Here is a 23,208-nt window from a genome sequence, read left to right on the forward strand (position 1 = left end):
CACCCGCGAATCCATCGAGCACGCCGACCACGGCGCGGCCTCCATCCATTCGCTTCTCGTCCTCGTACTTATTACCCAACCAACAGGTGCGGGACGGACCGGCGTGTAAGCAAGACTGCCAGGTATCCATCAAAACCCGCACCCGACCAGGTGCGGGTTTTTTCGTTTCAGAACCCTTTGATTTCCCACCTCCCCTCCGAGTTGCCTTCCACCATGACCCGCCAGCCCACCTCGAGCCAGCCGACGCCTACCGCCCCCACGGCGGGTGCGTTCGCGTGTGGTCGCGGCCAGGCCGGTGCCACCCCTTCCCCTGATGGGCCGACGCGTCGCTGACCGTCGGCCCTCTTTTTTCTTGCCTCCAAAGGACCTCCCCCATGAGCACCAACGACCTGCCCCAGATCAAGATCGCTGTTGTCGGCTACGGCAGCCAGGGCCGCGCGCACGCGCTGAATCTGCGTGAATCCGGTTTCGATGTCGTCGTCGGGCTGCGCCCGGGCGGTCCGACCGAGGTCAAGGCACAGGCCGACGGCTTCACCGTCAAAGCCCCCGCCGAGGCGGTGAAGGATGCCGATCTGGTCGCCGTGCTGACCCCGGACATGGTGCAGAAGAAGCTCTACGAAGACGTGCTCGCGCCGAACATGAAACAGGGCGCGGTGCTGCTGTTCGCGCACGGCCTGAACGTGCATTTCGACATGATCAAACCGCGCGAGGATCTGGACGTGGTACTGGTCGCGCCGAAGGGCCCGGGTGCACTGGTCCGTCGCGAGTATGAGATCGGCCGCGGTGTGCCGTGCATCTGGGCGGTCTACCAGGACAAGAGCGGCAAGGCCGCCGAGTACGCCCTGGCCTACGCCGGTGGCCTGGGCGGCGCGCGCGCCAACCTGATCCAGACCACCTTCAAGGAAGAGACCGAAACCGATCTGTTCGGCGAGCAGGCCGTGCTGTGCGGTGGCGCCTCGGCCCTGGTGCAGGCCGGTTTCGAAACCCTGGTCGAAGCCGGCTACCAGCCGGAAATCGCCTACTACGAAGTCCTGCACGAACTGAAGCTGATCGTGGACCTGTTCTACGAAGGCGGCATCACCCGCATGCTGGAATTCATCTCCGAAACCGCGCAGTACGGCGACTACGTCAGCGGCCCGCGCGTGATCGACGCCGGCACCAAGGCGCGCATGAAGGACGTGCTGACCGATATCCAGAACGGCACCTTCACCAAGAACTGGGTGGCCGAGTACGAAGCGGGCCTGCCGAACTACAACAAGTTCAAGCAGGCCGACCTGGAGCACCCGATCGAGAAGGTAGGCAAGGAACTGCGCGCCAAGATGGTCTGGTTGCAAAGTCAAGCCGCGTAACCGCGCGGCTCCCCCACCCGCTTTCGTAAAGGTCACCGCATGAATACCTCCGCACACAGCACCGCGCCCCGCAACGGCGCACGCTGGTTGACGCAGGCCCTGGAAGCCGAGGGCGTGCATACGCTGTTCGGCTATCCGGGCGGCACCATCATGCCGTTCTATGACGCCCTGGTGGATTCCGGGCTGAAGCACATCCTGGTCCGCCATGAGCAGGGCGCGGCCCTGGCCGCCAACGGTTTCGCCCGTGCCAGCGGCCGGGTCGGCGTCTGCGTCGCCACCTCCGGCCCGGGCGCCTCCAACCTGGTCACCGGCATCGCCGATGCGATGCTGGATTCGGTGCCGATGGTCTGCATCACCGGCCAGGTCGCCACCCCGCTGCTGGGCACCGACGCGTTCCAGGAACTGGACGTGTTCGGGCTGACCCTGCCGATCGTCAAGCACAGCTGGCTGGTGCGCTCGGTCGATGACCTGCCGCAGGTGGTCGCCGATGCGTTCCGGATCGCCCGCGAGGGTCGTCCTGGTCCGGTGCTGATCGATCTGCCCAAAGACGTGCAGGTGGCCGATGCGTCGCACCTGCCCGACCACGTGCCGTCCACGGTGGTGGCACCGCCTGCGCCGCAGGACGAGGCCATCGCGCAGACCATCGCCGCCATCGCCGCGGCCGAAAAGCCGGTGATCTATGCCGGGGGTGGCGTGGCGCTGGGCGATGCGGTGGAGGACTTCCGTGCCTTCGTCGAGGCAACCCGTATTCCGACCGTGCTGACCCTGCGCGGCCTGGGGGCGCTGCCGCCGCAGCACCCTCACTACCTGGGCATGCTGGGCATGCACGGCACCCGCGCGGCCAACATGGCCGTGCAGGAAAGCGATCTGCTGGTCGTGGTCGGGGCGCGTTTCGATGACCGCGCGACCGGCAAGTTGAACGAGTTCGCCCCGTTTGCCCGCGTCGTGCATATCGATGCCGATGCGTACGAGATCTCCAAGCTGCGCACCGCCGACATCGCGGTGCCGGGCAATGTCGGTACGGCGCTGCGCGCACTGACCGCCGCGGCCACCGCACCGGCCACGCAGGAGGCCTGGGCCAAGCGCTGCCAGGGCCATCGTGAACGCTTCGCCCCGCGCTACGACGCACCGGGCAAGCACATCTACGCACCGGCGCTGCTGAAGCGGCTGAGCGAGCTGGCGCCGAGCGACGCGATCATCGCCTGCGATGTCGGCCAGCATCAGATGTGGGTCGCCCAGCATTGCCGTTTCACCCACCCGCGCAACCACCTGACCAGCGGTGCGCTGGGCACCATGGGCTTCGGCCTGCCCGCGGCGATGGGTGCGCAGTTCGCCTGCCCGGATCGCACCGTGGTGCTGGTCTCCGGCGATGGCAGTTTCATGATGAACGTGCAGGAGCTGGTCACCATCGCCCGCTGCCGCCTGCCGGTGAAGATCGTGCTGCTGGACAACAGCTCGCTGGGCATGGTCCGCCAGTGGCAGGAACTGTTCTTCGCCGAGCGCTACAGCGAGATCGATCTGTCCGACAACCCCGACTTCGCCGCACTGGCCCAGGTGTTTGGCATTCCGGCCACGCGCATCGAGGCGCGTGACGATGTCGAAGGTGGCCTGGCCGCGATGCTGGCCCAGCCCGGCCCGGCGCTGCTGCATGTGGCCATCGATGCGCGTGCCAACGTGTGGCCGCTGGTGCCGCCCAACAACGCCAACAGCACCATGCTGGAAAGCAACCCCGCTCATCAGTCCCAGGAGTTCCCCAATGCAATACCGGCTTGACCTGGTGCTGACCCCGGCCGAAGGCGCGCTGCTGCGCGTGATCGGCATGGCCGAACGCCGCGGCTTCGCGCCGCGCGCGATCGCCGGTGCGCCCAATGCCGCCGACGACGGCCGCTGGCACCTGCAGCTGGTGGTCGATTCCACCCGCCCGCCGGAAACCCTGCGTCGCCAGATCGAGAAGATCTACGACTGTGTTTCGGTGCGCATCAGCGCGCTGGAACCCGGAGTATCCGCATGAACGCCCGCACCGTTGCATCGGTGCCGGTACGGAGGTGTCTTCTCGGTCGTGCGTCGCACCGTGCGCCGTCGCAGCGCGTACCGCGCCGCGACGATCACCATGGCCGGGTGCGTGATGCCGGCTAGCCGTACCCCGCAGGAACCGGAGGTAGGCGACGTAAGCGTCGCCGATGTGTTGGCCGCGCAGGCGCGGCTGCGCCGCTTCCTGCCGCCCACGCCGCTGCACTACGCCGAGCGTTTCGGCGTCTGGCTGAAGCTGGAAAACCTGCAGCGCACCGGGTCCTACAAGGTGCGCGGTGCATTGAACGCCCTGCTGGCCGGGCGTGAGCGCGGCGATGACCGCCCGGTCATCTGCGCCTCGGCCGGCAACCACGCCCAGGGCGTGGCGTGGGCCGCCTACCGCTTGAACATTCCGGCGATCACGGTGATGCCGCACGGTGCACCGGCCACCAAGATCGCCGGGGTCGCCCACTGGGGCGCCACCGTGCGCCAGCACGGTGAGAGCTACGACGAGGCCTACGCCTTCGCCCGTGCCCTGGCCGACCAGCACGGCTATCGCTTCCTGTCCGCCTTCGACGACCCGGACGTGATCGCCGGCCAGGGCACCTTGGGCATTGAACTGGCCCCGCATGCGCCGGACGTGGTGATCGTGCCGATCGGCGGCGGTGGCCTGGCCTCCGGCGTCGCGCTGGCGCTGAAATCGCAGGGCGTGCGCATCGTCGGTGCGCAGGTGGAGGGCGTCGATTCGATGGCCCGCGCCATCCGCGGCGACGTGCGTGAAATCGCCCCCGTCGCCACGCTGGCCGACGGCGTCAAGGTGAAGATTCCCGGTTTCCTGACCCGCAAGCTGTGCAGTGCGCTGCTGGACGATGTGGTGATCGTGCGTGAAGCCGAGCTGCGCGAGACCCTGGTGCGGCTGGCGCTGGAAGAGCACGTCATCGCCGAAGGTGCCGGCGCGCTGGCACTGGCCGCCGGCCGCCGGGTCGCCGGCAAGCGCAAGTGCGCGGTGGTCTCCGGCGGCAACATCGATGCGCTGGTATTGGCCCAGCTGCTGGCCGACATCCGTCCCCGCCCCCCGCGCAAGCCGCGCCGCCGCGCCAGCGAGCGAACACGCCCGCCCCTACCAACCGTGCTCGCGACATCCCCGATTTCCGCTTCGATTCCTACCTCTGCCATCCCATCCGACCTTGCCGTCGAGGAGACCTCCTGGTGACCATGCCCAACTCCCCCCGAATCAGAATTTTCGACACCACCCTGCGCGACGGCGAGCAATCGCCCGGCTGCAGCATGAGCCCGCAGCAGAAGCTGGTAATGGCCCGCGCACTGGACGAGCTGGGCGTGGATGTCATGGAAACCGGCTTCCCGGCCAGCTCCCAGTCCGACCGCGAAGCGATGGCCATGATCGCCCGCGAAGTCCGCCGCCCGACCCTGGCCGTGCTGTCGCGCTGCCTGGCCGCCGATATCGAAACCTCGGCCAAGGCGCTGGAGGCAGCGGCGAACCCGCGCCTGCATGTATTCCTGTCGACCAGCCCGCTGCACCGCGAGCACAAGCTGCGCATGAGCCGCGAGCAGGTGCTGGAGTCGGTGCACAAGCACGTCAGCCTGGCCCGAAGCTACGTGGGTGATGTGGAGTTCTCCGCTGAAGACGCCACGCGGACCGAGGAAGATTTCCTGATCGAGGTCGCCCGCGTGGCGGTAGCCGCCGGCGCCACCACCATCAACCTGCCCGACACCGTGGGCTTCACCACGCCGGAAGAGATCCGCGGGATGTTCCAGCGCGTGATCGCCGGCGTCCCGGACAGCGACCGCATCATCTTCAGCGCGCACTGCCATAACGATCTGGGCCTGGCCGTGGCCAACTCGCTGGCCGCCATCGAAGGCGGCGCGCGTCAGGTCGAGTGCACCGTCAACGGTATCGGCGAGCGCGCCGGCAACTGCTCGCTGGAAGAAATCGCGATGGTGCTGAAGGTACGCAACGCCTTCTACGACGAAGACACGCACATCAACACCCAGCGCATCGTCGCCACCTCGCAGCTGCTGCAGCGCCTGGTCGGCATGCCGGTCCAGCGCAACAAGGCGATCGTCGGCGCCAACGCCTTCGCCCACGAGTCGGGCATCCACCAGCACGGCATGCTGCGTCACCGCGGCACCTACGAAATCATGCGCCCGGAAGACGTGGGCTGGGAATCCTCGCAGATGGTGCTGGGCCGCCACAGTGGCCGCGCTGCGGTCGAACAACGCCTGCGTGCGCTGGGCTTCTTCCTGTACGAGGAGGAACTGAAGCACGTCTTTGAACAGTTCAAGGCACTGTGCGAACAGCAGCGCGTGGTCACCGACGCCGACCTGCAGACCCTGATGCAGGGCAGCGCTACCCAGAACGGCTACCGGCTGGCCTCGATGACGATCAGCGACGTCGGCAGCCGCGCCAACGCGCTGGTCGAGCTGTCCGATCCTGACGGCAACCGCGTTGCCGAGACGGCGCAGGGCGATGGTCCGGTCGATGCGCTGTTCGGCGCATTGTCGGCCGCCACCGGCGTGCAGTTGATGCTGGACAGCTACCACGTGCACAGTGTGGGCATCGGCGCCGATGCGCGCGGCGAAGCCAACCTGAGCGTGCGCCATGAGGGCGTGGAGTACGAAGGCACCGGCACCAGCCGCGACATCATCGAAGCCTCCGCACTGGCGTGGCTGGAGGTCGCCAACCGTCTGCTGCGCCAGCGCAACGCGACGGCCGAGCAGCCCGCGGCCACCGCCGCGGCCTGAGCACCCCCACTACGTACCCCGAACCGCAGCAAGGCCAGTCCATGACCCCAGCTCCCCGCACCCTGTACGACAAACTGTGGGATGCCCACGTCGTCGTTCCCGAGACCGACAGCGCGCCCGCCGTGCTGTACATCGACCTGCACCTGATCCACGAGGTGACCTCGCCGCAGGCCTTCACCGAACTGCGCGAGCGTGGCCTCTCCCCGCGCCGGCCGGACCGGACCAAGGCGACGATGGACCACTCCACCCCCACCCTGCCGGCCGGTGCCGACGGCAAGCTGCCCTATGCCAGCGCCGCCTCCGAAGCCCAGGTGGCGATGCTGGCCGACAACTGCGCCACGCACGGCATCGAGCTGTTCGACCTGCAGTCGGCCAGCCGCGGCATCGTGCACGTGATCGCCCCCGAGCAGGGCTTCACCCAGCCGGGCATGACCATCGTCTGCGGCGACAGCCACACCTCCACACATGGCGCGTTTGGCGCGCTGGCCTTCGGCATCGGCACCAGCGAGGTCGGCCATGTGCTGGCGACGCAGTGCCTGCTGCAGCGTAAAGCCAAGACGATGGCGATCACCGTCGATGGCGCGCTGGCCCAGGGTGTCGGCGCCAAGGACGTGGTGCTGCACATCATCGGCGTGATCGGCGTCAACGGCGGCACCGGCCACGTGCTGGAGTTCCGCGGCAGCGCCATCGAGGCGATGGACATGGAACAGCGCATGACGTTGTGCAACATGTCCATCGAGGCCGGCGCTCGCGCCGGCATGGTCGCCCCCGACCAGACCACCTTCGACTGGGTCGCCAACACCCCGCGCGGGCCCAAGGGCGCCGACTTCGATGCGGCCGTTGCCGCCTGGTCGCAGCTGCGCAGCGATGCCGGCGCGCGCTTCGATGTGGAGGTCCACATCGAGGCCGCCGACATCCGCCCCACCCTGACCTGGGGCACCCACCCCGGCACGGCGATCGCGGTGGACCAGCCGATCCCGGCGGCCAACGATGCGGCCGACCAGAAAGGCCTGGACTACATGCACTTCCACGCCGGGCAGACCCTGGCCGGCACCCCGGTGGATGTGGTCTTCGTCGGCTCCTGCACCAACGGCCGGCTGAGCGACATGCGCGAAGTGGCACAGGTGCTGCAGGGCCGCCGCGTTGCCGACGGCGTACGCATGCTGGTGGTGCCCGGTTCGGAGATCGTCAAGCGCCAGGCGGAAGCCGAAGGCATCGATGTGGTGGTGCGCGCGGCCGGCGCCGAATGGCGCGAGCCGGGCTGCTCGATGTGCATCGCCATGAACGGTGATCTGGTCGCGCCGGGACAACTGGCGGTCAGCACCAGCAACCGCAATTTCGAAGGCCGCCAAGGCCCCGGTTCGCGCACCCTGCTGGCCTCGCCGATGACGGCCGCCTGGGCTGCGGTGAACGGCCGCGTGGCCGACCCACGCGAACTGTACGCCACGCTGGAGGTGGCCTGATGAGCGGCTTCCGTACCCTGACCTCGACCAGCGTGGTGCTGCGCGAGACCAACATCGACACCGACCAGATCATTCCCGCGCGCTTTCTGTCCACCACCGAGCGCGTCGGTTTGGGCAAGCACGCATTCAACGATTGGCGCTGGCAGAGCGAGGGCGTGCCGAATCCGGCGTTCGCCTTCAACCAACCGCACAACGCTGGCCGCAGCATTCTGCTGGCCGGCCGCAACTTCGGCTGCGGCTCCTCGCGTGAGCACGCGCCGTGGGCGCTGACCGACCTGGGCCTGCGCGCCATCGTCAGCAGCGAGATCGCCGATATCTTCCGCGGCAATTCGCTCAAGAACGGCCTGCTGCCGATCGTGTTGGACGAGGCCGATGTGCAGACCCTGATGCAGCGCCCGGATGACGAATTGACCATCGACGTGGCCGCGCGCGAACTGCGCACGCCCGATGGACGCGTGTATGCCTTCCCGCTGGACGGCTTCTCGCAGACCTGCCTGCTGGAAGGCGTGGACCAATTGGGGTATCTGTTGGGTCGTACCCCTGACATTGAACGTTACGAGAGTGAACATGCACGCTGAGATTGTCGTATTGCCGGGTGACGGCATCGGTCCGGAAGTCGCCGCCGCCGCCGTCGCGGTGCTGGAAGCCGTCGCCACCCGTTTCGGTCACACCTTCGGGTTCCAGGAGCACGATATCGGGGGCATCGCCATCGATCGCCACGGCGAGCCGCTGCCGGCCACCACGCTGGAGGCGTGCCGCAAGGCTGACGCCATCCTGCTCGGCGCGGTCGGCGGCCCGAAGTGGTCCGATCCGAATGCCAAGATCCGCCCGGAGCAGGGTCTGTTGGCAATCCGCAAGGCGCTGGGTCTGTACGCCAACCTGCGCCCGGTGCGCACGCACGCGGCCGCGCTTGGCGCCTCGCCGATCAAGGCCGAACTGCTGGAGGGTGTGGACTTCGTGGTCGTGCGTGAGCTGACCGGCGGCATCTACTTCGGTGAGAAGACCCGCACCGCCGACACCGCCAGCGACCTGTGCAGCTACAGCGTGGGCGAGATCGAGCGCGTGCTGCGCACCGCGTTCCGCCTGGCCCAGACCCGCCGCGGCAAGGTCACCTCGGTGGACAAGGCCAACGTGCTGGAAACCTCGCGTCTGTGGCGCGATGTCGCCGCGCGGATCGGCCGCGAGGAATTCCCGGACGTTGCACTGGAACACCAACTGGTCGATTCGATGGCCATGCACCTGCTGGCCAAGCCCCGCGAATACGACGTGATCGTGACCGAGAACATGTTCGGTGACATCCTCACCGACGAGGCCTCGATGTTGGCCGGCTCGCTCGGTCTGCTGCCCTCGGCATCGCTGGGCGAGCCCGGCGCAGTGGGCATCTACGAGCCGATCCACGGCTCGGCGCCGGACATCGCCGGCAAGGGCATTGCCAATCCGTACGCGACGATCTTCAGCGCCGCGATGCTGCTGCGGCATTCACTGGGGCTGGACGACGAGGCTGCTACGGTCGAGGCCGCGGTGTATGCCGTGCTGGATGACGGCGTGTTCACCGCCGATCTCGCCGCCAAGGGTCTTGCGGTGAGTACCGCCGCAGCAACCGACGCGGTCCTTGCCAAGCTGCAATGATCGTCACGAACGCGGCCTGAGGGCCGCGTTCGTGTGTCCACATCCCGCACGGCCTCCCTGTCCCGGCGGCCACGTCGCAGCCAGCGGCCGGCCCCCAACAAGGAAAGCCTTTGAACCCTCGTTCCTCTGCCGACTTTCTCAACCACGTGGCCCAGCGCGATCCGCATCAGCCGGAATTCCTGCAGGCCGTCAAAGAAGTGATCCAAAGCCTGTGGCCGTTCCTGGAGCGCAATCCCCGCTACCTGGAACAAGGCCTGCTGGAGCGGCTGGTGGAGCCCGAGCGGGTGATCCAGTTTCGCGTGGCCTGGGCCGATGATGCCGGAAAGATCCATGTGAATCGCGGCTGGCGCGTGCAGCACAGTTCGGCGATCGGCCCGTTCAAAGGCGGCATGCGCTTCCATCCGTCGGTCAACCAATCGATCCTGAAGTTCCTCGCCTTCGAGCAGACCCTGAAGAACGCGCTGACCACCTTGCCGATGGGCGGTGGCAAGGGCGGTTCGGATTTCAATCCCAAGGGCCGCAGCGACACCGAGGTGATGCGCTTCTGCCAGGCGCTGATGCTGGAACTGCATCGCCACCTGGGTGCCGACACCGATGTACCGGCTGGCGATATCGGCGTCGGCGCGCGCGAGGTCGGCTACATGGCCGGCATGATGAAGAAGCTCACCAACAATGCCGCCTGCGTGTTCACCGGCAAAGGTCTCTCCTACGGTGGCAGCCTGATGCGCCCGGAAGCGACCGGCTTCGGCACGGTCTACTTCGTCGAGCAGATGCTGCACCATGCCCGCCGCGATACCGATGGCGCCAGGGTGTTGATTTCCGGCGCTGGCAACGTGGCCCAGCATGCGGCGATCAAGGCCATCGAACTGGGCGCGAACGTACTCACGCTTTCCGATTCCGGCGGCACGCTGTACGCCCGTGACGGCTTCGACGAAGCGGGCCTGCAGGAGGTGATGGAACTGCGCAACGAACGTCGCGGCTGCCTGTCCGAACTGGCTGACGACAAACGCTTCGAGTACCTGGACGGCAAGCGCCCCTGGCACATCCCGGCCGAGATCGCCCTGCCCTGCGCCACCCAGAACGAACTGGACGAAGACGATGCCCGCGCCCTGGTGGACAACGATGTGCTGTGCGTGGCCGAAGGCGCCAACATGCCGTCGACACTGGAGGCCATGGAGGTCTTCCTCAAGGCGGGCACCCTGTATGCGCCGGGGAAGGCCAGCAATGCCGGCGGCGTGGCCACCTCGGGGCTGGAAATGAGCCAGAACGCGCAGCGCCTGTCATGGCATCACGCCGATGTCGATGAGCGCCTGCACGGAATCATGAAGGATATCCACGCCAACTGCGTGCGCCACGGCAAGCGGGCCGATGGCAGCGTGAACTACGTGGATGGCGCCAATATCGCCGGCTTCGTGAAAGTGGCCGATGCGATGCTGGCGCAGGGCGTTTACTGAGGGCAGACCGCTGTAGAGGCGCAGCGGTGTTCATCCGCTGCGCCCTGCAGTACGTCCTGCCAACGTGATCAGTCCGCCGAGCGGACCTCGCTCGTCATGCAGCCGGCCAGCACGGCACCGCTGTCGGTGGGTATCACGCTGAATGCCCGCACGCGCGTGTATCCAGCGGCCCGCTCCCGCGTTGCTTCGCGCTTCCAATACCCTTCCACCTGACGATCCACCGCGCCCAGGCCAGTGGCGTCGAGCACCGCCTTCAGCGGCGCATCGCCCATGTCGGCTGCGAGGTAGCCGCCATACGCGAGGACGATCGACGTCGCAGCCAAGCCCTTCAACGCCACCGGCTGCTCCAGGGTGATGACCATGACCGGCATCTCCTGGCCATCAGCACGGTACTCACGCTCGGCCACCGCGCGGACATTGTCCGGCCATGCCAGCGGCGACAGTTCCGAGACACGCTCCCGCAGGTTGGCGATGCGCCGCATGGCAGCGTCGTCCGCCCGGCATTCGAGCGCGGCGCCCATATCATCCGCCGTGGCCGTCTCGCGCAATCGGGGTGGAAGGCGCGCCTCGCGCATCGGACCGGGGTAGTCACAGCCCAACCGATAGCCCGCACCATCGCTGCTCACCACGATGGCGCCCGGCGATGCCGGATCGCCTGATGCGGCGGGCGCTGACCACATCTGGAACGGCTCACGCAACGTATTCGACCGGTGCCGAAGTCCGTTCCTGCTGACGATGCGCGCACGCTGCCCTGCATCGATGGGAATCGAGAAGCCCATGTCATCCGCCACCACGCGGTGCGTTGTGACGCCGTGTGCCGTCAACGTCACCGGCATGTCGATGAGGGTCGTCGCGTGCTCCTCGTCACCGCTGCGCGTGAAGCTCCAGCCCTGCAGATGGGCCGGTCGTTCCTGCGCCGTGCCATACGCTGCACCACGCAACGCGGTCGTCACCGCCTGCATCGTCGCCGGTGAGGCACGGCACTCCAGCAGCTCGACGAGATCGCGCTGGAAACTGGCAGCGGTGGTCGCCTGCGCTGGCAACGCGGAAACCATCAGCAGAACGATCGCCGCCGCAGTGGCGAACGGAGAAGAGGAACGTGACGACATCATGTGCGACCGAAGAAATCCGGTGTGCATTGTGCGCTTGCTGGCACGACGAAGGCGACAGGCCTTTGCGTCGCACTCAAACGATGAAGCCGGCCACCGGCCGGCTTCATCGTCCCTCAGCCTTCGCTGGTCTTGGCCTCGTCCGGCTTCACCCGGAACCACGCCGCATACAGTGCCGGCAGGAACACCAGGGTCAGCACGGTACCGACGATCAGGCCGCCCATGATCGAGATCGCCATCGAACCGTAGAACGCACTGCGCGACAGCGGAATCATCGCCAGCACCGCGGCCAGCGCGGTCAGCACGATCGGGCGGAAGCGGCGCACGGTGGCGTCGATGATGGCGTGCCAGCGGTCGTGACCGGCATCGATGTCCTGCTGGATCTGGTCGATCAGGATCACCGAGTTGCGCATGATCATGCCGGCCAGCGCAATGGTACCCAGCAGTGCCACGAAGCCGAACGGCGCGCGGAACAGCAGCAGGAACAGCGTGGCGCCGATGATGCCCAGCGGCGCGGTGACCAGCACCATGGCCGCACGCGAGAAGCTGCGCAGCTGCAACATCAGCAAGGTCGCCACCACGATCAGGAACAGCGGCATGCCGGCCTTGATCGAATCCTGGCCACGGGTGGAATCCTCCACCGTACCGCCGGTTTCAAGCAGGTAGCCGGACGGCAGCTCGGCACGGATCCCCTCCAGCGTCGGCAGGATCTGCTGCACCACGTCCAGCGGCTGTTTCGCGTCGGCAATGTCGGCGCGCACGGTCACCGTCGGCAGGCGGTTGCGGTGCCAGATGATGCCGTCCTCGAACACGTACTCCAGGCGCGCCACCTGCGACAGCGTCACCGAGGTGCCGCTGGCGGTCGGAATGGCCAGGCTGCCCAGCATGTCCAGCCGCACACGTTCGTTGTCCGGGCCACGCAGCAGCATCTCGATCAGGCGGTTGCCTTCCCGGTAGGTGCTCACGCTCATGCCCGACAACGAGGTGCCCAGCAGCTGGCTCACCTGCGCGCTGCTCACACCCAGTGCGCGTGCACGATCCTGGTCGATCACCAGCCGCACCACTTTGCTCGGCTCGCTCCAATCCAGGTTGACGTTCATCACGTGCGGGTTTGCGCGCACCTTGGCTTCCACCTGCCGTGCGATGGCCTGCACCTGCTCGATATGCTCGCCGGAGATGCGCATCTGCACCGGGTAGCCCACCGGCGGTCCGTTCTCCAGGCGGGTCACGCGCATCTGCACGTCCGGGAACTGCGGAATCACGTCCTTGAGCAGCCAGTCGCGGGTCGCTTCGCGCGCTTTGGCATTCTCGGTCAGCACCACGAACTGCGAGAAGTTGGTGGCCGGCAGCTGCTGGTCCAACGGCAGGTAGAAACGCGGCGAACCGGTGCCCACGTAGGCCACGTAATTGCTGATGCCTTCGCGGTCCTTGAGCAGCGTTTCCAGCTTGGTCGCCTGGGCCTGGGTGGCCTGCAACGAGGCCCCCTCGGCCAGTTCGATGTCCACCATCAGTTCCGGGCGGGTCGAATCCGGGAAGAACTGCTGGGGCACGAAGCGGAAGATCAGCAGCGAGAACACGAACAGCGCGGCCGTGGCGGCGATCACCCACCAGCGATGGCGCAGGCACACATCGAGGAACCTGCGGAAGCGCACGTAGAACGGACGCTGGTACGGATCATGGTCGTGCGCATGCACCTTCGGCGCGATCCAGCGCGCGAACGCGGGATGGCGGTCGGCCCACTGCAGGCGGCGGGCATGCCAGCGCCCGGCCAGGCTGTCCGGCTTGGGCGGCTGCGGGTTGAACAGGTCCGGCAACATCTTGTCGCCCAGGTACGGGATGAACAGCACGGCGGCGATCCACGACACCACCAGCGCGATGGTCACCACCTGGAACAGCGAGCGGGTGTATTCGCCGGTACTGGAGGCGGCCGTGGCGATCGGCAGGAAGCCGGCCGCCGTGATCAGCGTACCGGTCAGCATCGGGAAGGCGGTCGACTCCCACGCGAAGCTGGCCGCGCGCAGGCGGTCGTAGCCCTGCTCCATCTTGGTGGCCATCATCTCCACCGCGATGATCGCATCGTCCACCAGCAGGCCCAGCGCCAGCACCAGCGCGCCCAGGGAAATCTTGTGCAGGCCGATGCCGAAGTAATGCATGACGAAGAAGGTCATCGCCAGCACCAGCGGAATCGTCACGCCCACCACCAGGCCGGTGCGCAGGCCGAGCGAGAAGAAGCTCACCAGCAGCACGATCACCACCGCTTCGGTCAGCACCTGCACGAACTCGCCGACGGACTCTTCCACCGCATGGGGCTGGTCCGAGACCTTGCGCAGCTGCATGCCGGCCGGCAGCGTCTTCTGCAGTCGCTCGAACTCGGCATCCAGCGTACTGCCCAGCTTGAGGATGTCGCCGCCGTCTTTCATTGCCACCGCGATGCCGATGGCGTCTTCGCCCATGAAGCGCATCTTCGGCGACGCCGGATCGGCAAAACCACGTTTGATCTCGGCGATATCGCCCAGGTGCACGGTACGGTCGCCAGCCTGGATCGGGAAGCTGCGGATGTCCTCCACGCGCTTGAACTGGCCGGTGACGCGCAGCTGCACCCGGTCGGTCGGGGTTTCAAAGAAGCTGGTCGCGGCAATGGCATTCTGGTCGGCCAATGCCTGCTGCACCTGCTGCAGCGACACGCCCAGCGTGGCCAGCTTGGTGTTGGACAGCTCGATCCAGACCTTCTCGTCCTGCAGGCCTTCCAGCTCGATCTTGCCCACATCCGGCACGCGCTGCAGTTCCAGCTGGATGCGGTCGGCGTAGTCGCGCATCACCGCGTAGTCGAAGCCCTGGCCGGTCAACGCGTAGATGTTGCCGAAGGTGTCGCCGAATTCGTCGTTGAAGAACGGGCCGACGATTTCGCGCGGCAGCGTCGGCTTGATGTCGCCCACGCGCTTGCGCACCTGGTACCACAGGTCGGGAATCGCCTTGGAGCGCAGGCTGTCGCGCGCCACGAAGATCACCTGCGATTCGCCCGGGCGTGAGTAGGAGCGGATGAACTCGTACTGCCCGGTGTTCAGCAGTGCCTTCTCGATCGGCTCGGTGACCTGGCGTGAGACCTGTTCGGCGGTCGCGCCGGGCCAGTTCGTGCGCACCACCATCACCTTGAAGGTGAACGGTGGATCTTCGGACTGGCCCAGATGCTTGTACGACCACGCGCCGATGATCGCGAAAGCGAGCATCGCAAACAGCACCAGTGGCCGGTTGCCCAGCGCCCATTCGGAGAGGTTGAAGCGGCGCACGGGATCAGTTCCCCTTGCCGGCAGCAGGCGCGGCAGGCTTGGCCGCCGGTGCCTGCACCGGGCGGTTCTGACGATCCACCGCGGTCACCGGCTGGCCCTCGCGCAGCAGATGGCCGCCGGCAGCCACCACCCAGTCGTTCGCGCTCACCCCGCTCAGCACCGGAACGGAGTCGACGCCATACGCCCCGACCGTCACCGGCGTGGCTTTCAACGTGCGCTTGGCCGGATCGACCACCCACACGCTGCTGCGCCCATCGGCACCGCGCTGCACCGCCGCCAGCGGCAACTGCAGCGTGCCCTGGCGACCGGCCGCGGCGAACACGCGCGCGCTCTGGCCCAGCTCGACCTCGGTCAAGGCTTCCGGTGCGAGGCTGACGCGGGTGGCATAGGTACGCCCTTGGGCATCGGCGGCCGGGGCGATCTCACGGATCGTGCCGGCCAGCAGCTGGCCCGGGCGGTTCCACAGTTCCACCTGCACCGGCTGGCCCACCTGGTAATCACGGATGTTGCTTTCCGGCAGGGCGATCACGACTTCGCGGCCGCCATCGGCGGCCAGGGTGAGCACGGTCTGCCCGGCGCTGACCACCTGCCCGGCTTCGGCCTGGCGGCTGGCGATCACGCCATCGGCGGGCGCACGCAACTGGGCGTACTCGGCCTGGTTGCGGGCCACGGCCAGATTGGCGCGGGCGGCATTGGCCTGGCCCTGCGCCGCCTTGAAGGCAGCGGTCTGGCTGTCGAGTGCGGACTGGCTGACCAGTTGCTGCTCGGCCAGCGTGGCGTAGCGCTTCTGGTCATCGCGGGCGCGGATCAGATCGGCTTCGGCGGCCGCGAGCTGCGCCTGCGAGGCACTGGCCTGTGAGGCGTAGTCGGCGGCGTCCAGCTCGGCCAGCAGCTGGCCCTTGCGCACGCGCTGGCCGGCATCGACATGGCGCTTGATCAGGTTGCCCCCGACGCGGAACGACAGCGGGCTTTCCTCGCGGGCGCGGATCTCACCGGGATAGGCAGCCACTTCCTGGGCGGTCACGGTGCCCGGGTGGACCACCAGCACCGGCATCGGCGCGACCGGCTCGGCGTCCTGCTTGCCACATGCTGCCAGCGCGATCGCCAGCAACCCACCACCCATCCATCGCATGTTTTTCATGAGGTCCTGGACCTGAAAAGTAACCCGGGAAAAGCCGCTGGAGACACACTGTTCCAGCTGCTTCAATATTGAACCAGCCGGTATAGTATAAATATCGAACCGATTGGTCTAGTATTGATTGGATGACTGATCCGACCTCCTCCACATCGCCCTCCAAGCCGGCCGCCAAGGCCGCCGGGCCGGGGCGCCCGAAGGATCTGGGCAAGCGCGCGGCCATTCTGGACGCCGCCAAATCGCTGTTTGTCGACCAGGGCTACAACGGGGTGAGCATGGACAGCATCGCCGCCCAGGCAGGTGTCTCGAAGCTGACCGTTTACAGCCATTTCGGCGATAAAGAGACCCTTTTCACCGAAGCTGTGCAGTCCAAGTGCGTCGAGATGCTGCCTGACGAACTGTTCGTCACCGACGTCGAAGGCCCGCTGCGCGACCAGCTGATGGGCATCGGCCACGCCTTCTTCAGCCTGATCACCTCCGATGCGGCCGTCGCGGTGCAGCGGGTGATGATGTCCCCGGATACCGATGACCGGATCCGCGAGATGTTCTGGCTGGCCGGCCCGCAGCGGACCACCGACGCGCTCGCTGACTTCCTGCGCGCCCGCACCGCCCGCGGCGAACTGGAGATCACCGACTGCCAGACCGCCGCCCTCCAGTTCCTGACCTTGATCAAGGGCGAGCTGCATACGCATATGATGTGCGGGTTGCGGCCGGCCCCGGCCGAGTGCGATGCCGACGCCCACGTGTCCGCCAGCGTCGACTTTTTCCTGCGGGCGTATGCCCGGCGGCACTAAACTGAATGGACCGGAGGTCGCGGTGACTTCCGGCACTGCGACCCCGGCGCGACGGCAGCGATGCTTTCAGCGCGCCGCCGGCTCCCGGCACCGGTAAAATGGCCGGCCCACTGCGCTGGATATAGAACCTCATGACGATCGATTACTCCCACGCCCGCGAACTGATGGTTGAACAGCAGATCCGCCCCTGGGATGTGCTGGAAATCCGCGTGCTCGATGTACTGGCACGCTTGCCGCGGGAGGCGTTCGTCGCTGAATCGCACCGGGCCCTGGCTTACGCCGATATCGAGCTGCCGCTGGGCAACGGCCAGAAGATGATGAAGCCGGTCATCGAAGGCCGCACGCTGCAGGCGCTGGATCTGCAGCCGGGCGATGAAGTCCTGGAAATCGGCACCGGCAGCGGCTACCTGAGCGCCTGCATGGGCGAACTGGCCCGCGAAGTCCTGAGCCTGGAAATCGATGCCGACCTGGCCACCACCGCGCGCGCGCGTCTGGACGCTGCCGGCCTGGGCAACAACGTCCGCATCGAAACCGCCGACGCCCTGACCTGGGACACCGAGCGCCGCTTCGATGCGATCTGCGTCACCGGCGCGGTGGATGTCATCCCGTCACGTTTCGCCCAGTGGCTGCGTCCCGGCGGTCGACTGTTCGTGATCCGTGGCCGGTCGCCGGTCATGGAAGCGGTGCTGGTCAAGGCGGACGGCACCACTGAATCGCTGTTCGAAACCGATATCGACTACCTGCGCGGTGCCGCCCCGGCACCCCAGTTCCAACTCTGAGTCCAAGGAAGCCGCAATGATCCGCCGATCCCTCGCCTTTGCGCTGGCCGCCGCCCTGCTGCCGATGACCGCCTCTGCCGCCGACCTGCTGCAGGTCTACGAAATGGCGCGCAACGGCGATCCGCAGCTGTCGGCTGCCGAGTCGACCCGTCTGTACGACAAGGAAGGCGCTGTGCAGGCGCGTGCCGCCCTGCTGCCGCAGCTCAACGGCGAGGCCTCGCTCAACCGCAGCCGCACCAACCCGAACCATGATCTGACCTCCAGCTCGTTCACCACCAAGAGCCGGAACTACACGATCAACGGCAGCCAGACCGTCTTCAACTTCACCCAGTTCGCCAACCTGCGTTCGCAGCGCGAACTGAGCCGCGCAGCGGATTTCACCCTGGATTCGGCCAACGACGACCTGATCGTGCGCACCTCGGCGGCGTACTTCAACGTGCTGGTGGGCATTGAATCGCTGTCGGCCGCGCAGACCAACGAAGCCGCTGCCAAGAAGCAGTTCGACTTCGCCGACAAGCGCCTGGAAGTGGGCCTGGCGCCGATCACCGACGTGCACGAAGCCCGCGCCCAGTACGACCAGGCGCGCGCCAACACGATCATCGCGCAGAACACCTTGGCCGACGCATACCAGGCGCTGACCGAACTGACCGGCCAGCCGGTCACCGACCTGCGCGCCCTGCCGGCCGATTTCCGTCCGGAGCTGCCGGCCAAGTACGCCACCATCGATACGCTGGTGAACGAGGCCGTTGCGCAGAACCCGGCGCTGAAGGCGCAGGAACTGAAGGTCAACGCTGCCGAATCCGGCGTCTCGGCCGCCCGCGGCGCGCACTACCCGACCCTGTCGCTGGGTGCCACCGCCGGCAAGTCGGCCAGCTGGGGTGATGTGGTCGGCGACGGCGGCAGCAGCTTCAGCCCGGACCGCCGCACCAACAGCGTCGGCCTGACCTTGAACGTGCCGATCTTCTCCGGCGGCGCCACCCAGTCCGGCGTGCGCCAGGCCCTGGCCCAGCGTGATATCGCCCAGGACGGCTACGAGCAGCAGAAGCGCGCGCTGGATCGCAACACGCGCAATGCCTACCAGACCCTGGTGGCCGGCATCAGCGAAGTGGAAGCGCGTCGCCTGGCCGTCGTGTCGGCACAGAGCGCCTATGACGCCTCGCAGGTCGGCCTGGAAGTCGGTACGCGTACCGTGCTGGATGTGATCCAGAACCAGCGCATCCTGTTCTCCGCGCAGCTGGACTACGCCAACGCCCGCTACACCTTCCTGCAGAACCGTCTGCAGCTGGGCCAGGCGGTCGGCACGCTGGACATCGCCGAACTGCAGGACATCAATCGCCTGCTGACCCAGAAGGCGGCCACGCCGAGCACCACCGTCAACTGATCGACGGCACAGCGCGTGACAGAAAACCACCCGCATGCGGGTGGTTTTTTTATGCGTGCACGTGGTTGATTCCGACACCTCGCGCGCGTCACACACGCGATCACTGCCGTGGCGATTTCATCGTGTAATGCCTACCCGCGCACAGTCTCCACCGTGAACCGATCCACAGTCCGGTACGTGTCGTTGAAAATGGCTTGACCCCTCGGCATGGGCCGACTATGGTCCGCCCCGCACCACCTTCCCTTTCCCTCCAGAGGCCCCCTCCTTGGACAGTCATAGTCGATCTCGTTGCTGCTCCTGAGCCGACGGACCCACTGACCCCAAGGTCGGTTCCGTCCGCACAGGACGGGGCCCACCGGCGCAGCTGACACGCTCGCCCGCCTCGCATCATCCGTATCGCCGTTCCACCGACCCCAAGAAGGGTGCCGCTGGCGTTTCCGTTTGCCTGGAGATTGCCCATGCACGTTTCCCGTGTGTTCGCCCTGCCGCTCGTGGCCGTGGCGATACTTCCGTTCGACACCCGCGCCGCCGCCAGCCTGATGGTGGATGACGCCTCGATCACCGATGCCGGTCGCTGCCAGCTGGAAAGCTGGGGCCGCCATACCGATGCCGGGGCGGAGTGGACCGCCGTGCCGGCCTGCACCTTCGCCGATACCGAGTGGTCGCTCGGCGTGAGCCATCAACATGCTGCTTCGTCCACGCAATGGGCGCTGGGTGCCAAGCGCGTGCTGCGCGACATCGACCAGCGCCGTTGGGGCCTGGCGCTCAGTGCGGGCGTCGGCAGCGACTGGCGTCACCTGCGTGGCGATGACTGGGGCGTCAACGCGCCCCTGACCCTCGCCCTTGGCGCAAGCGATCGCACGCTGCTTCACCTCAACCTGGGCTGGGCCCGCACGGCCGGCGCACGCGGCCGCACCGAGGGCGTCGGCCTGGAAATCGTCACCGCCCCACACTGGTCGCTGCTGGCCGAAACCGCGCGTGACACCACACGCCAGCGCAGCAGCCAATTCGGCGTCCGCCACGAACTCTGGCGCGGCGCCAGCGTGGATCTGCTGGCCGGTCGTGTGCATCACCAGCGCGATGGCCACTGGATCACGCTCGGCTTCAATCTGGCCTCTGCACCGTAACGCCCTGCGTGCCGACTGACGGCACCGACCGACCGGACCGCGTGCACCTCCGCACACGGCCCATGCACCCACCGATACCTGCCCCGCTCGAGCCCTGCCCGCGCGTCGGCCTTGTGTACCTCAGCGCACTGCGCTGCTTTTTGCTGGAGAACCACCATGAACCGCGAAGACCTCCTGTTCTCGATCCGCACCCTCTCGCTTTCCCTCGACACGGCCGGCTTTGTCAGCATCGCCTCGGCCACGCATCCCTCCGACCTGGTCGATGCGCTCGATGCGCTGAGCGTGGACAAGACACTCCCCTTGCTGATGATGCTCGACCCGCAGGCACGCGCCGAGCTGTTCGCGCACTTCACCGAGATACGCCAGGATCAGCTGCTGGCCGCGATGCCGCGCGAGGCGGTGGTGCAGCTGTTCGAACACATGCCCTCGGATGACCGCGCCGATCTGTACAACCGGCTCGGCGATGATGCCAAACAGAAACTGCTGCCGGCACTGACCAAAGTCGAGCGCGACGACATCCTCAAGATGGCGTCCTATCCCGAAGGCACGGTCGGCTCGGCGACGACGTCCGATTATGTGTGGGTGTCACCGGAGATGACCGTCGCGCAGGCGCTGGCCCATATCCGCGCCACTGCGCTGCACAGCGAGACGGTGAACATCCTGTTCGTGCTCGACCACACGCTGCGGCTGCGCGGCACGGTGGCCCTGCGTGATCTGGTGTTGGCCAACGAGAACCGCACGGTCGCCTCGATCATGCATGAGCAGCCGGTCGCCGCAAAGGCGCACTGGCCCAGGCTGCAGGCCGCCGAACTGATCCGTCGCTACGATCTGCTCGCGCTGCCGGTGACCAATGGAGGGGACCGCATGATCGGTATCGTCACCGTGGACGATGCGATGGACATCGAGAAGGAACAGGATGCCTCGCAGCTGGCCCGCTTTGGCGGCACGGCCAGCGGAAACGGGAACGATCTTGATGTGCGCAGCACGCCGCTGAAGCAGATGTTCCGGGTACGTGTGTTCTGGCTGGCGATCCTGACCTGCTTCGGCATCGTCACCAGCACATTTGTCGCCGCGCAGGAGGAGCTGCTGTCGCAGGTGATCGTGCTGGCCGCCTTCATCGCCCCGATCGTGGACATGGGCGGCAACACCGGCAGCCAGTCAGCCACGCTGGTGATCCGCAGCATGGCGCTGGGGGAACTGAAACTGAGCTGGCGCGATGTGTGGTTCGTGATCCAGCGCGAACTGCCGGTCGCGGCGGGGCTGGGCATCACCATCGCCGTACTCGAAGCGATCCTGGCCTACTTCAGCAAAGGCGTGGGCATGGACGTGCTGATGGTGGTGGGCTCGAGCATGCTGGTGTGCACCGCGTTGGGCGGCATCATCGGCGCACTGCTGCCCTTCGCCGCACGCCGCATCGGGGCGGATCCGGCCACGCTGTCGGCCCCGTTGATCACCTCGGTCATGGACCTGATCGGCGTGTTCATCTACTTCGGGTTCGCGTATGCCTTCCTGGGTGACCTGCTGGTCTCCGCGGGCTGATGGATCGGCAGGCCTGGTCGCCGCGCATGGCGGCCAGGCCGGTCTCGATCACGCCACCGGCGGCGGCAACTGCGGGGCGATCAGGGCCACGGTGCGCTTGAGCGCACCGCGGCCGTTGCTCACCAACGCACACCCCGCGCGCGCCATGTCTTCGCGTGCCTGCGGATCGCGCAGCAGGGTCAGCAGTGCATCGCCGACACCGTTGGCATCCTCGGCGATCACCACCGCACCGGCTTCGCGCATGCGCCGGGAAATCTCGGCGAAGTTGTGCAGGTGCGGGCCGGTGACGGCGGCCGTGCCCATCGCCGCCGGCTCCAGCAGGTTGTGCCCGCCGATGGCCTGCAGGCTGCCGCCGACGAAGGCCACCTGCGCACAGCCGTAGAACGACATCAGCTCGCCGAGCGTGTCGATGACGAAGACATCCGTATCGGCCTGCGGCCACTGCTGCTGGCGGCGTGTCGCGACCTTCCAGCCCTGCTCGCGGGCCAGCGCTTCCACCCGCGGGAACCGCTCGGGATGCCGCGGCGCCCACAACAGCAGCAGCCCCGGCATCGCCTCGCGCAGGCGGCGGTGCAGATCGAGGGTGGCCTGCTCTTCGCCCTCGTGCGTGCTGGCGGCGATCCAGACCGGGCGCGTGGCGGGCACCAGATCATGGAAGCGCGCGATGAAGTCCTGCACGTTCGGCGTGGCGATGTCGAATTTCAGATTGCCCAGCGGCTGCACCTGGTCCGGGCGCGCCCCGAGCTGGATGAAGCGCTCGGCATCATCGGCCGACTGTGCGGCCACGCAGGTGACCGTGCGCAGTGCACGGCCGATCAGCGGCCGCAGCAGCCGATAGCCACGCAGCGAGCGCGCCGACAGTCGGGCATTGAGAATGTAGACCGGAATCCGGCGGTCGCGACAGCCGAACAGCAGGTTCGGCCACAGCTCGGTTTCCAGGATCAGCGCCAGGCTGGGCTTGAAGTGACCCAGGAAGCGGCCGACGCTGCCCGGCACGTCGTAGGGCAGGTACACATGGTCGACCGCATCCCCCCATAGCGCGCGGACCCGTTCGGAGCCGGTCGGGGTGATGGTGGTGATCACCCAGCGGATGTCCGGGCGCAGCGCGCGCAGGGCATTCACCAGCGGCGCGGCGGCATTCACCTCGCCCACCGAGACCGCGTGCAGCCAGACCCGCGGCTGGCCGCTGGAGTGCGGATAGGAGGCATAGCGCTCATCCCAGCGCTGGAAGTACTCGCGCACCCGGAAGCCCCGCCAGACCAGGTGGTACACGGTGATCGGCAACAGCAGGTACAGCACGGCCGAGTACAGGCCGCGCAGGATCCATTCGACAGGGCTTTTACGCATGCGCAAAGGATACGGGAGCGGCACGGGGAAGACACGCCGCGC

18 protein-coding genes are annotated in these 23,208 nt (G+C 67.1%); 14 read left to right on the top strand and 4 right to left on the bottom strand.

Going from position 1 to position 23,208, the window contains the following annotated elements; all coding sequences use genetic code 11:
- Window positions 1-374 precede the first annotated feature (374 nt).
- The 9 genes from ilvC to gdhA all read left to right on the top strand — a co-directional run bounded on the left by ilvC (window position 375) and on the right by gdhA (window position 10,668).
- Window positions 375-1,349, top strand: coding sequence for a ketol-acid reductoisomerase (gene ilvC / locus ABE571_RS12075; protein ID WP_313219646.1), 975 nt, complete (start codon window positions 375-377; stop codon window positions 1,347-1,349).
- Window positions 1,350-1,388: 39 nt separating this feature from the next.
- The gene (gene ilvG, locus ABE571_RS12080; RefSeq protein ID WP_313219645.1) at window positions 1,389-3,122 is read left to right on the top strand and encodes an acetolactate synthase 2 catalytic subunit; all 1,734 of its coding nucleotides are present in this window, start codon (window positions 1,389-1,391) and stop codon (window positions 3,120-3,122) included.
- The gene (locus tag ABE571_RS12085; RefSeq protein WP_019183810.1) at window positions 3,106-3,360 is read left to right on the top strand and encodes an ACT domain-containing protein; all 255 of its coding nucleotides are present in this window, start codon (window positions 3,106-3,108) and stop codon (window positions 3,358-3,360) included. The genes ilvG and ABE571_RS12085 overlap by 17 nt, the downstream gene beginning before the upstream one ends.
- A 114-nt stretch (window positions 3,361-3,474) precedes the next feature.
- Window positions 3,475-4,572: a threonine dehydratase gene (locus tag ABE571_RS12090; protein WP_265309319.1), complete on the top strand. Its 1,098-nt coding sequence runs from the start codon at window positions 3,475-3,477 to the stop codon at window positions 4,570-4,572.
- A gap of 2 nt (window positions 4,573-4,574) precedes the next feature.
- Window positions 4,575-6,122 carry a 2-isopropylmalate synthase gene (locus ABE571_RS12095; RefSeq protein ID WP_313219644.1) on the top strand — a complete coding sequence of 516 codons (1,548 nt, stop codon included), beginning with the start codon at window positions 4,575-4,577 and terminating at the stop codon, window positions 6,120-6,122.
- A gap of 41 nt (window positions 6,123-6,163) precedes the next feature.
- Window positions 6,164-7,585, top strand: a complete 1,422-nt coding sequence (gene leuC / locus ABE571_RS12100) for a 3-isopropylmalate dehydratase large subunit (RefSeq protein ID WP_346481980.1) — start codon at window positions 6,164-6,166, stop codon at window positions 7,583-7,585.
- Window positions 7,585-8,163 (top strand): 3-isopropylmalate dehydratase small subunit, encoded by a 579-nt coding sequence (gene leuD / locus ABE571_RS12105; RefSeq protein ID WP_123730256.1) that lies wholly within the window; start codon window positions 7,585-7,587, stop codon window positions 8,161-8,163. Before leuC ends, leuD begins: the two co-directional genes overlap by 1 nt.
- Window positions 8,153-9,214, top strand: coding sequence for a 3-isopropylmalate dehydrogenase (leuB, locus tag ABE571_RS12110; RefSeq protein WP_346493769.1), 1,062 nt, complete (start codon window positions 8,153-8,155; stop codon window positions 9,212-9,214). Before leuD ends, leuB begins: the two co-directional genes overlap by 11 nt.
- A 110-nt stretch (window positions 9,215-9,324) precedes the next feature.
- Entirely contained in the window at window positions 9,325-10,668 is a 1,344-nt protein-coding gene (gene gdhA / locus ABE571_RS12115; protein WP_313219641.1) for an NADP-specific glutamate dehydrogenase, read from the top strand.
- A gap of 68 nt (window positions 10,669-10,736) precedes the next feature.
- Here the strand turns inward: gdhA and ABE571_RS12120 are convergent, their stop codons facing one another.
- The 3 genes from ABE571_RS12120 to ABE571_RS12130 all read right to left on the bottom strand — a co-directional run bounded on the left by ABE571_RS12120 (window position 10,737) and on the right by ABE571_RS12130 (window position 16,205).
- Window positions 10,737-11,777: a hypothetical protein gene (locus ABE571_RS12120; RefSeq protein ID WP_346493770.1), complete on the bottom strand. Its 1,041-nt coding sequence runs from the start codon at window positions 11,775-11,777 to the stop codon at window positions 10,737-10,739.
- A gap of 116 nt (window positions 11,778-11,893) precedes the next feature.
- Window positions 11,894-15,064, bottom strand: coding sequence for an efflux RND transporter permease subunit (locus ABE571_RS12125; RefSeq protein ID WP_346493771.1), 3,171 nt, complete (start codon window positions 15,062-15,064; stop codon window positions 11,894-11,896).
- Window positions 15,065-15,068: 4 nt separating this feature from the next.
- Window positions 15,069-16,205: an efflux RND transporter periplasmic adaptor subunit gene (locus tag ABE571_RS12130; protein WP_346493772.1), complete on the bottom strand. Its 1,137-nt coding sequence runs from the start codon at window positions 16,203-16,205 to the stop codon at window positions 15,069-15,071.
- 122 nt (window positions 16,206-16,327) lie between these two features.
- On the opposite strand from ABE571_RS12130, the gene ABE571_RS12135 reads away from it, so the two are divergent.
- The 5 genes from ABE571_RS12135 (at window position 16,328) to mgtE (ending at window position 21,819) form a co-directional block, all read left to right on the top strand.
- On the top strand, window positions 16,328-16,993 hold the full coding sequence (locus ABE571_RS12135) for a TetR/AcrR family transcriptional regulator (RefSeq protein ID WP_346483156.1): 666 nt from the start codon (window positions 16,328-16,330) through the stop codon (window positions 16,991-16,993).
- 131 nt (window positions 16,994-17,124) lie between these two features.
- Window positions 17,125-17,772 carry a protein-L-isoaspartate O-methyltransferase gene (locus ABE571_RS12140; protein WP_313209149.1) on the top strand — a complete coding sequence of 216 codons (648 nt, stop codon included), beginning with the start codon at window positions 17,125-17,127 and terminating at the stop codon, window positions 17,770-17,772.
- Window positions 17,773-17,788: 16 nt separating this feature from the next.
- Window positions 17,789-19,153 carry a TolC family outer membrane protein gene (locus ABE571_RS12145; protein ID WP_121039628.1) on the top strand — a complete coding sequence of 455 codons (1,365 nt, stop codon included), beginning with the start codon at window positions 17,789-17,791 and terminating at the stop codon, window positions 19,151-19,153.
- Window positions 19,154-19,611: 458 nt separating this feature from the next.
- Window positions 19,612-20,280 (top strand): hypothetical protein, encoded by a 669-nt coding sequence (locus ABE571_RS12150; RefSeq protein WP_346493773.1) that lies wholly within the window; start codon window positions 19,612-19,614, stop codon window positions 20,278-20,280.
- A 156-nt stretch (window positions 20,281-20,436) separates the two neighbouring features.
- Window positions 20,437-21,819 (top strand): magnesium transporter, encoded by a 1,383-nt coding sequence (gene mgtE / locus ABE571_RS12155; protein WP_313209147.1) that lies wholly within the window; start codon window positions 20,437-20,439, stop codon window positions 21,817-21,819.
- Window positions 21,820-21,867: 48 nt separating this feature from the next.
- Here the strand turns inward: mgtE and waaA are convergent, their stop codons facing one another.
- Window positions 21,868-23,166: a lipid IV(A) 3-deoxy-D-manno-octulosonic acid transferase gene (gene waaA / locus ABE571_RS12160; protein ID WP_313209146.1), complete on the bottom strand. Its 1,299-nt coding sequence runs from the start codon at window positions 23,164-23,166 to the stop codon at window positions 21,868-21,870.
- Between the last annotated feature and the right edge of the window lie 42 nt (window positions 23,167-23,208).

Source organism: Stenotrophomonas sp. TWI273, assembly GCF_039674765.1.
In the GTDB taxonomy this organism is placed as follows: Bacteria; Pseudomonadota; Gammaproteobacteria; order Xanthomonadales; family Xanthomonadaceae; genus Stenotrophomonas.

Coding starts and splice junctions, on each gene's coding strand:
- ilvC (WP_313219646.1), top strand. CDS start 375: ATGAGCACCAACGACCTGCCCCAGATCAAGATCGCTGTTGTCGGCTAC.
- ilvG (WP_313219645.1), top strand. CDS start 1,389: ATGAATACCTCCGCACACAGCACCGCGCCCCGCAACGGCGCACGCTGG.
- ABE571_RS12085 (WP_019183810.1), top strand. CDS start 3,106: ATGCAATACCGGCTTGACCTGGTGCTGACCCCGGCCGAAGGCGCGCTG.
- ABE571_RS12090 (WP_265309319.1), top strand. CDS start 3,475: ATGCCGGCTAGCCGTACCCCGCAGGAACCGGAGGTAGGCGACGTAAGC.
- ABE571_RS12095 (WP_313219644.1), top strand. CDS start 4,575: ATGCCCAACTCCCCCCGAATCAGAATTTTCGACACCACCCTGCGCGAC.
- leuC (WP_346481980.1), top strand. CDS start 6,164: ATGACCCCAGCTCCCCGCACCCTGTACGACAAACTGTGGGATGCCCAC.
- leuD (WP_123730256.1), top strand. CDS start 7,585: ATGAGCGGCTTCCGTACCCTGACCTCGACCAGCGTGGTGCTGCGCGAG.
- leuB (WP_346493769.1), top strand. CDS start 8,153: ATGCACGCTGAGATTGTCGTATTGCCGGGTGACGGCATCGGTCCGGAA.
- ABE571_RS12120 (WP_346493770.1), bottom strand. CDS start 11,777: ATGTCGTCACGTTCCTCTTCTCCGTTCGCCACTGCGGCGGCGATCGTT.
- ABE571_RS12130 (WP_346493772.1), bottom strand. CDS start 16,205: ATGAAAAACATGCGATGGATGGGTGGTGGGTTGCTGGCGATCGCGCTG.
- ABE571_RS12135 (WP_346483156.1), top strand. CDS start 16,328: ATGACTGATCCGACCTCCTCCACATCGCCCTCCAAGCCGGCCGCCAAG.
- ABE571_RS12140 (WP_313209149.1), top strand. CDS start 17,125: ATGACGATCGATTACTCCCACGCCCGCGAACTGATGGTTGAACAGCAG.
- ABE571_RS12145 (WP_121039628.1), top strand. CDS start 17,789: ATGATCCGCCGATCCCTCGCCTTTGCGCTGGCCGCCGCCCTGCTGCCG.
- ABE571_RS12150 (WP_346493773.1), top strand. CDS start 19,612: ATGCACGTTTCCCGTGTGTTCGCCCTGCCGCTCGTGGCCGTGGCGATA.
- mgtE (WP_313209147.1), top strand. CDS start 20,437: ATGAACCGCGAAGACCTCCTGTTCTCGATCCGCACCCTCTCGCTTTCC.
- waaA (WP_313209146.1), bottom strand. CDS start 23,166: ATGCGTAAAAGCCCTGTCGAATGGATCCTGCGCGGCCTGTACTCGGCC.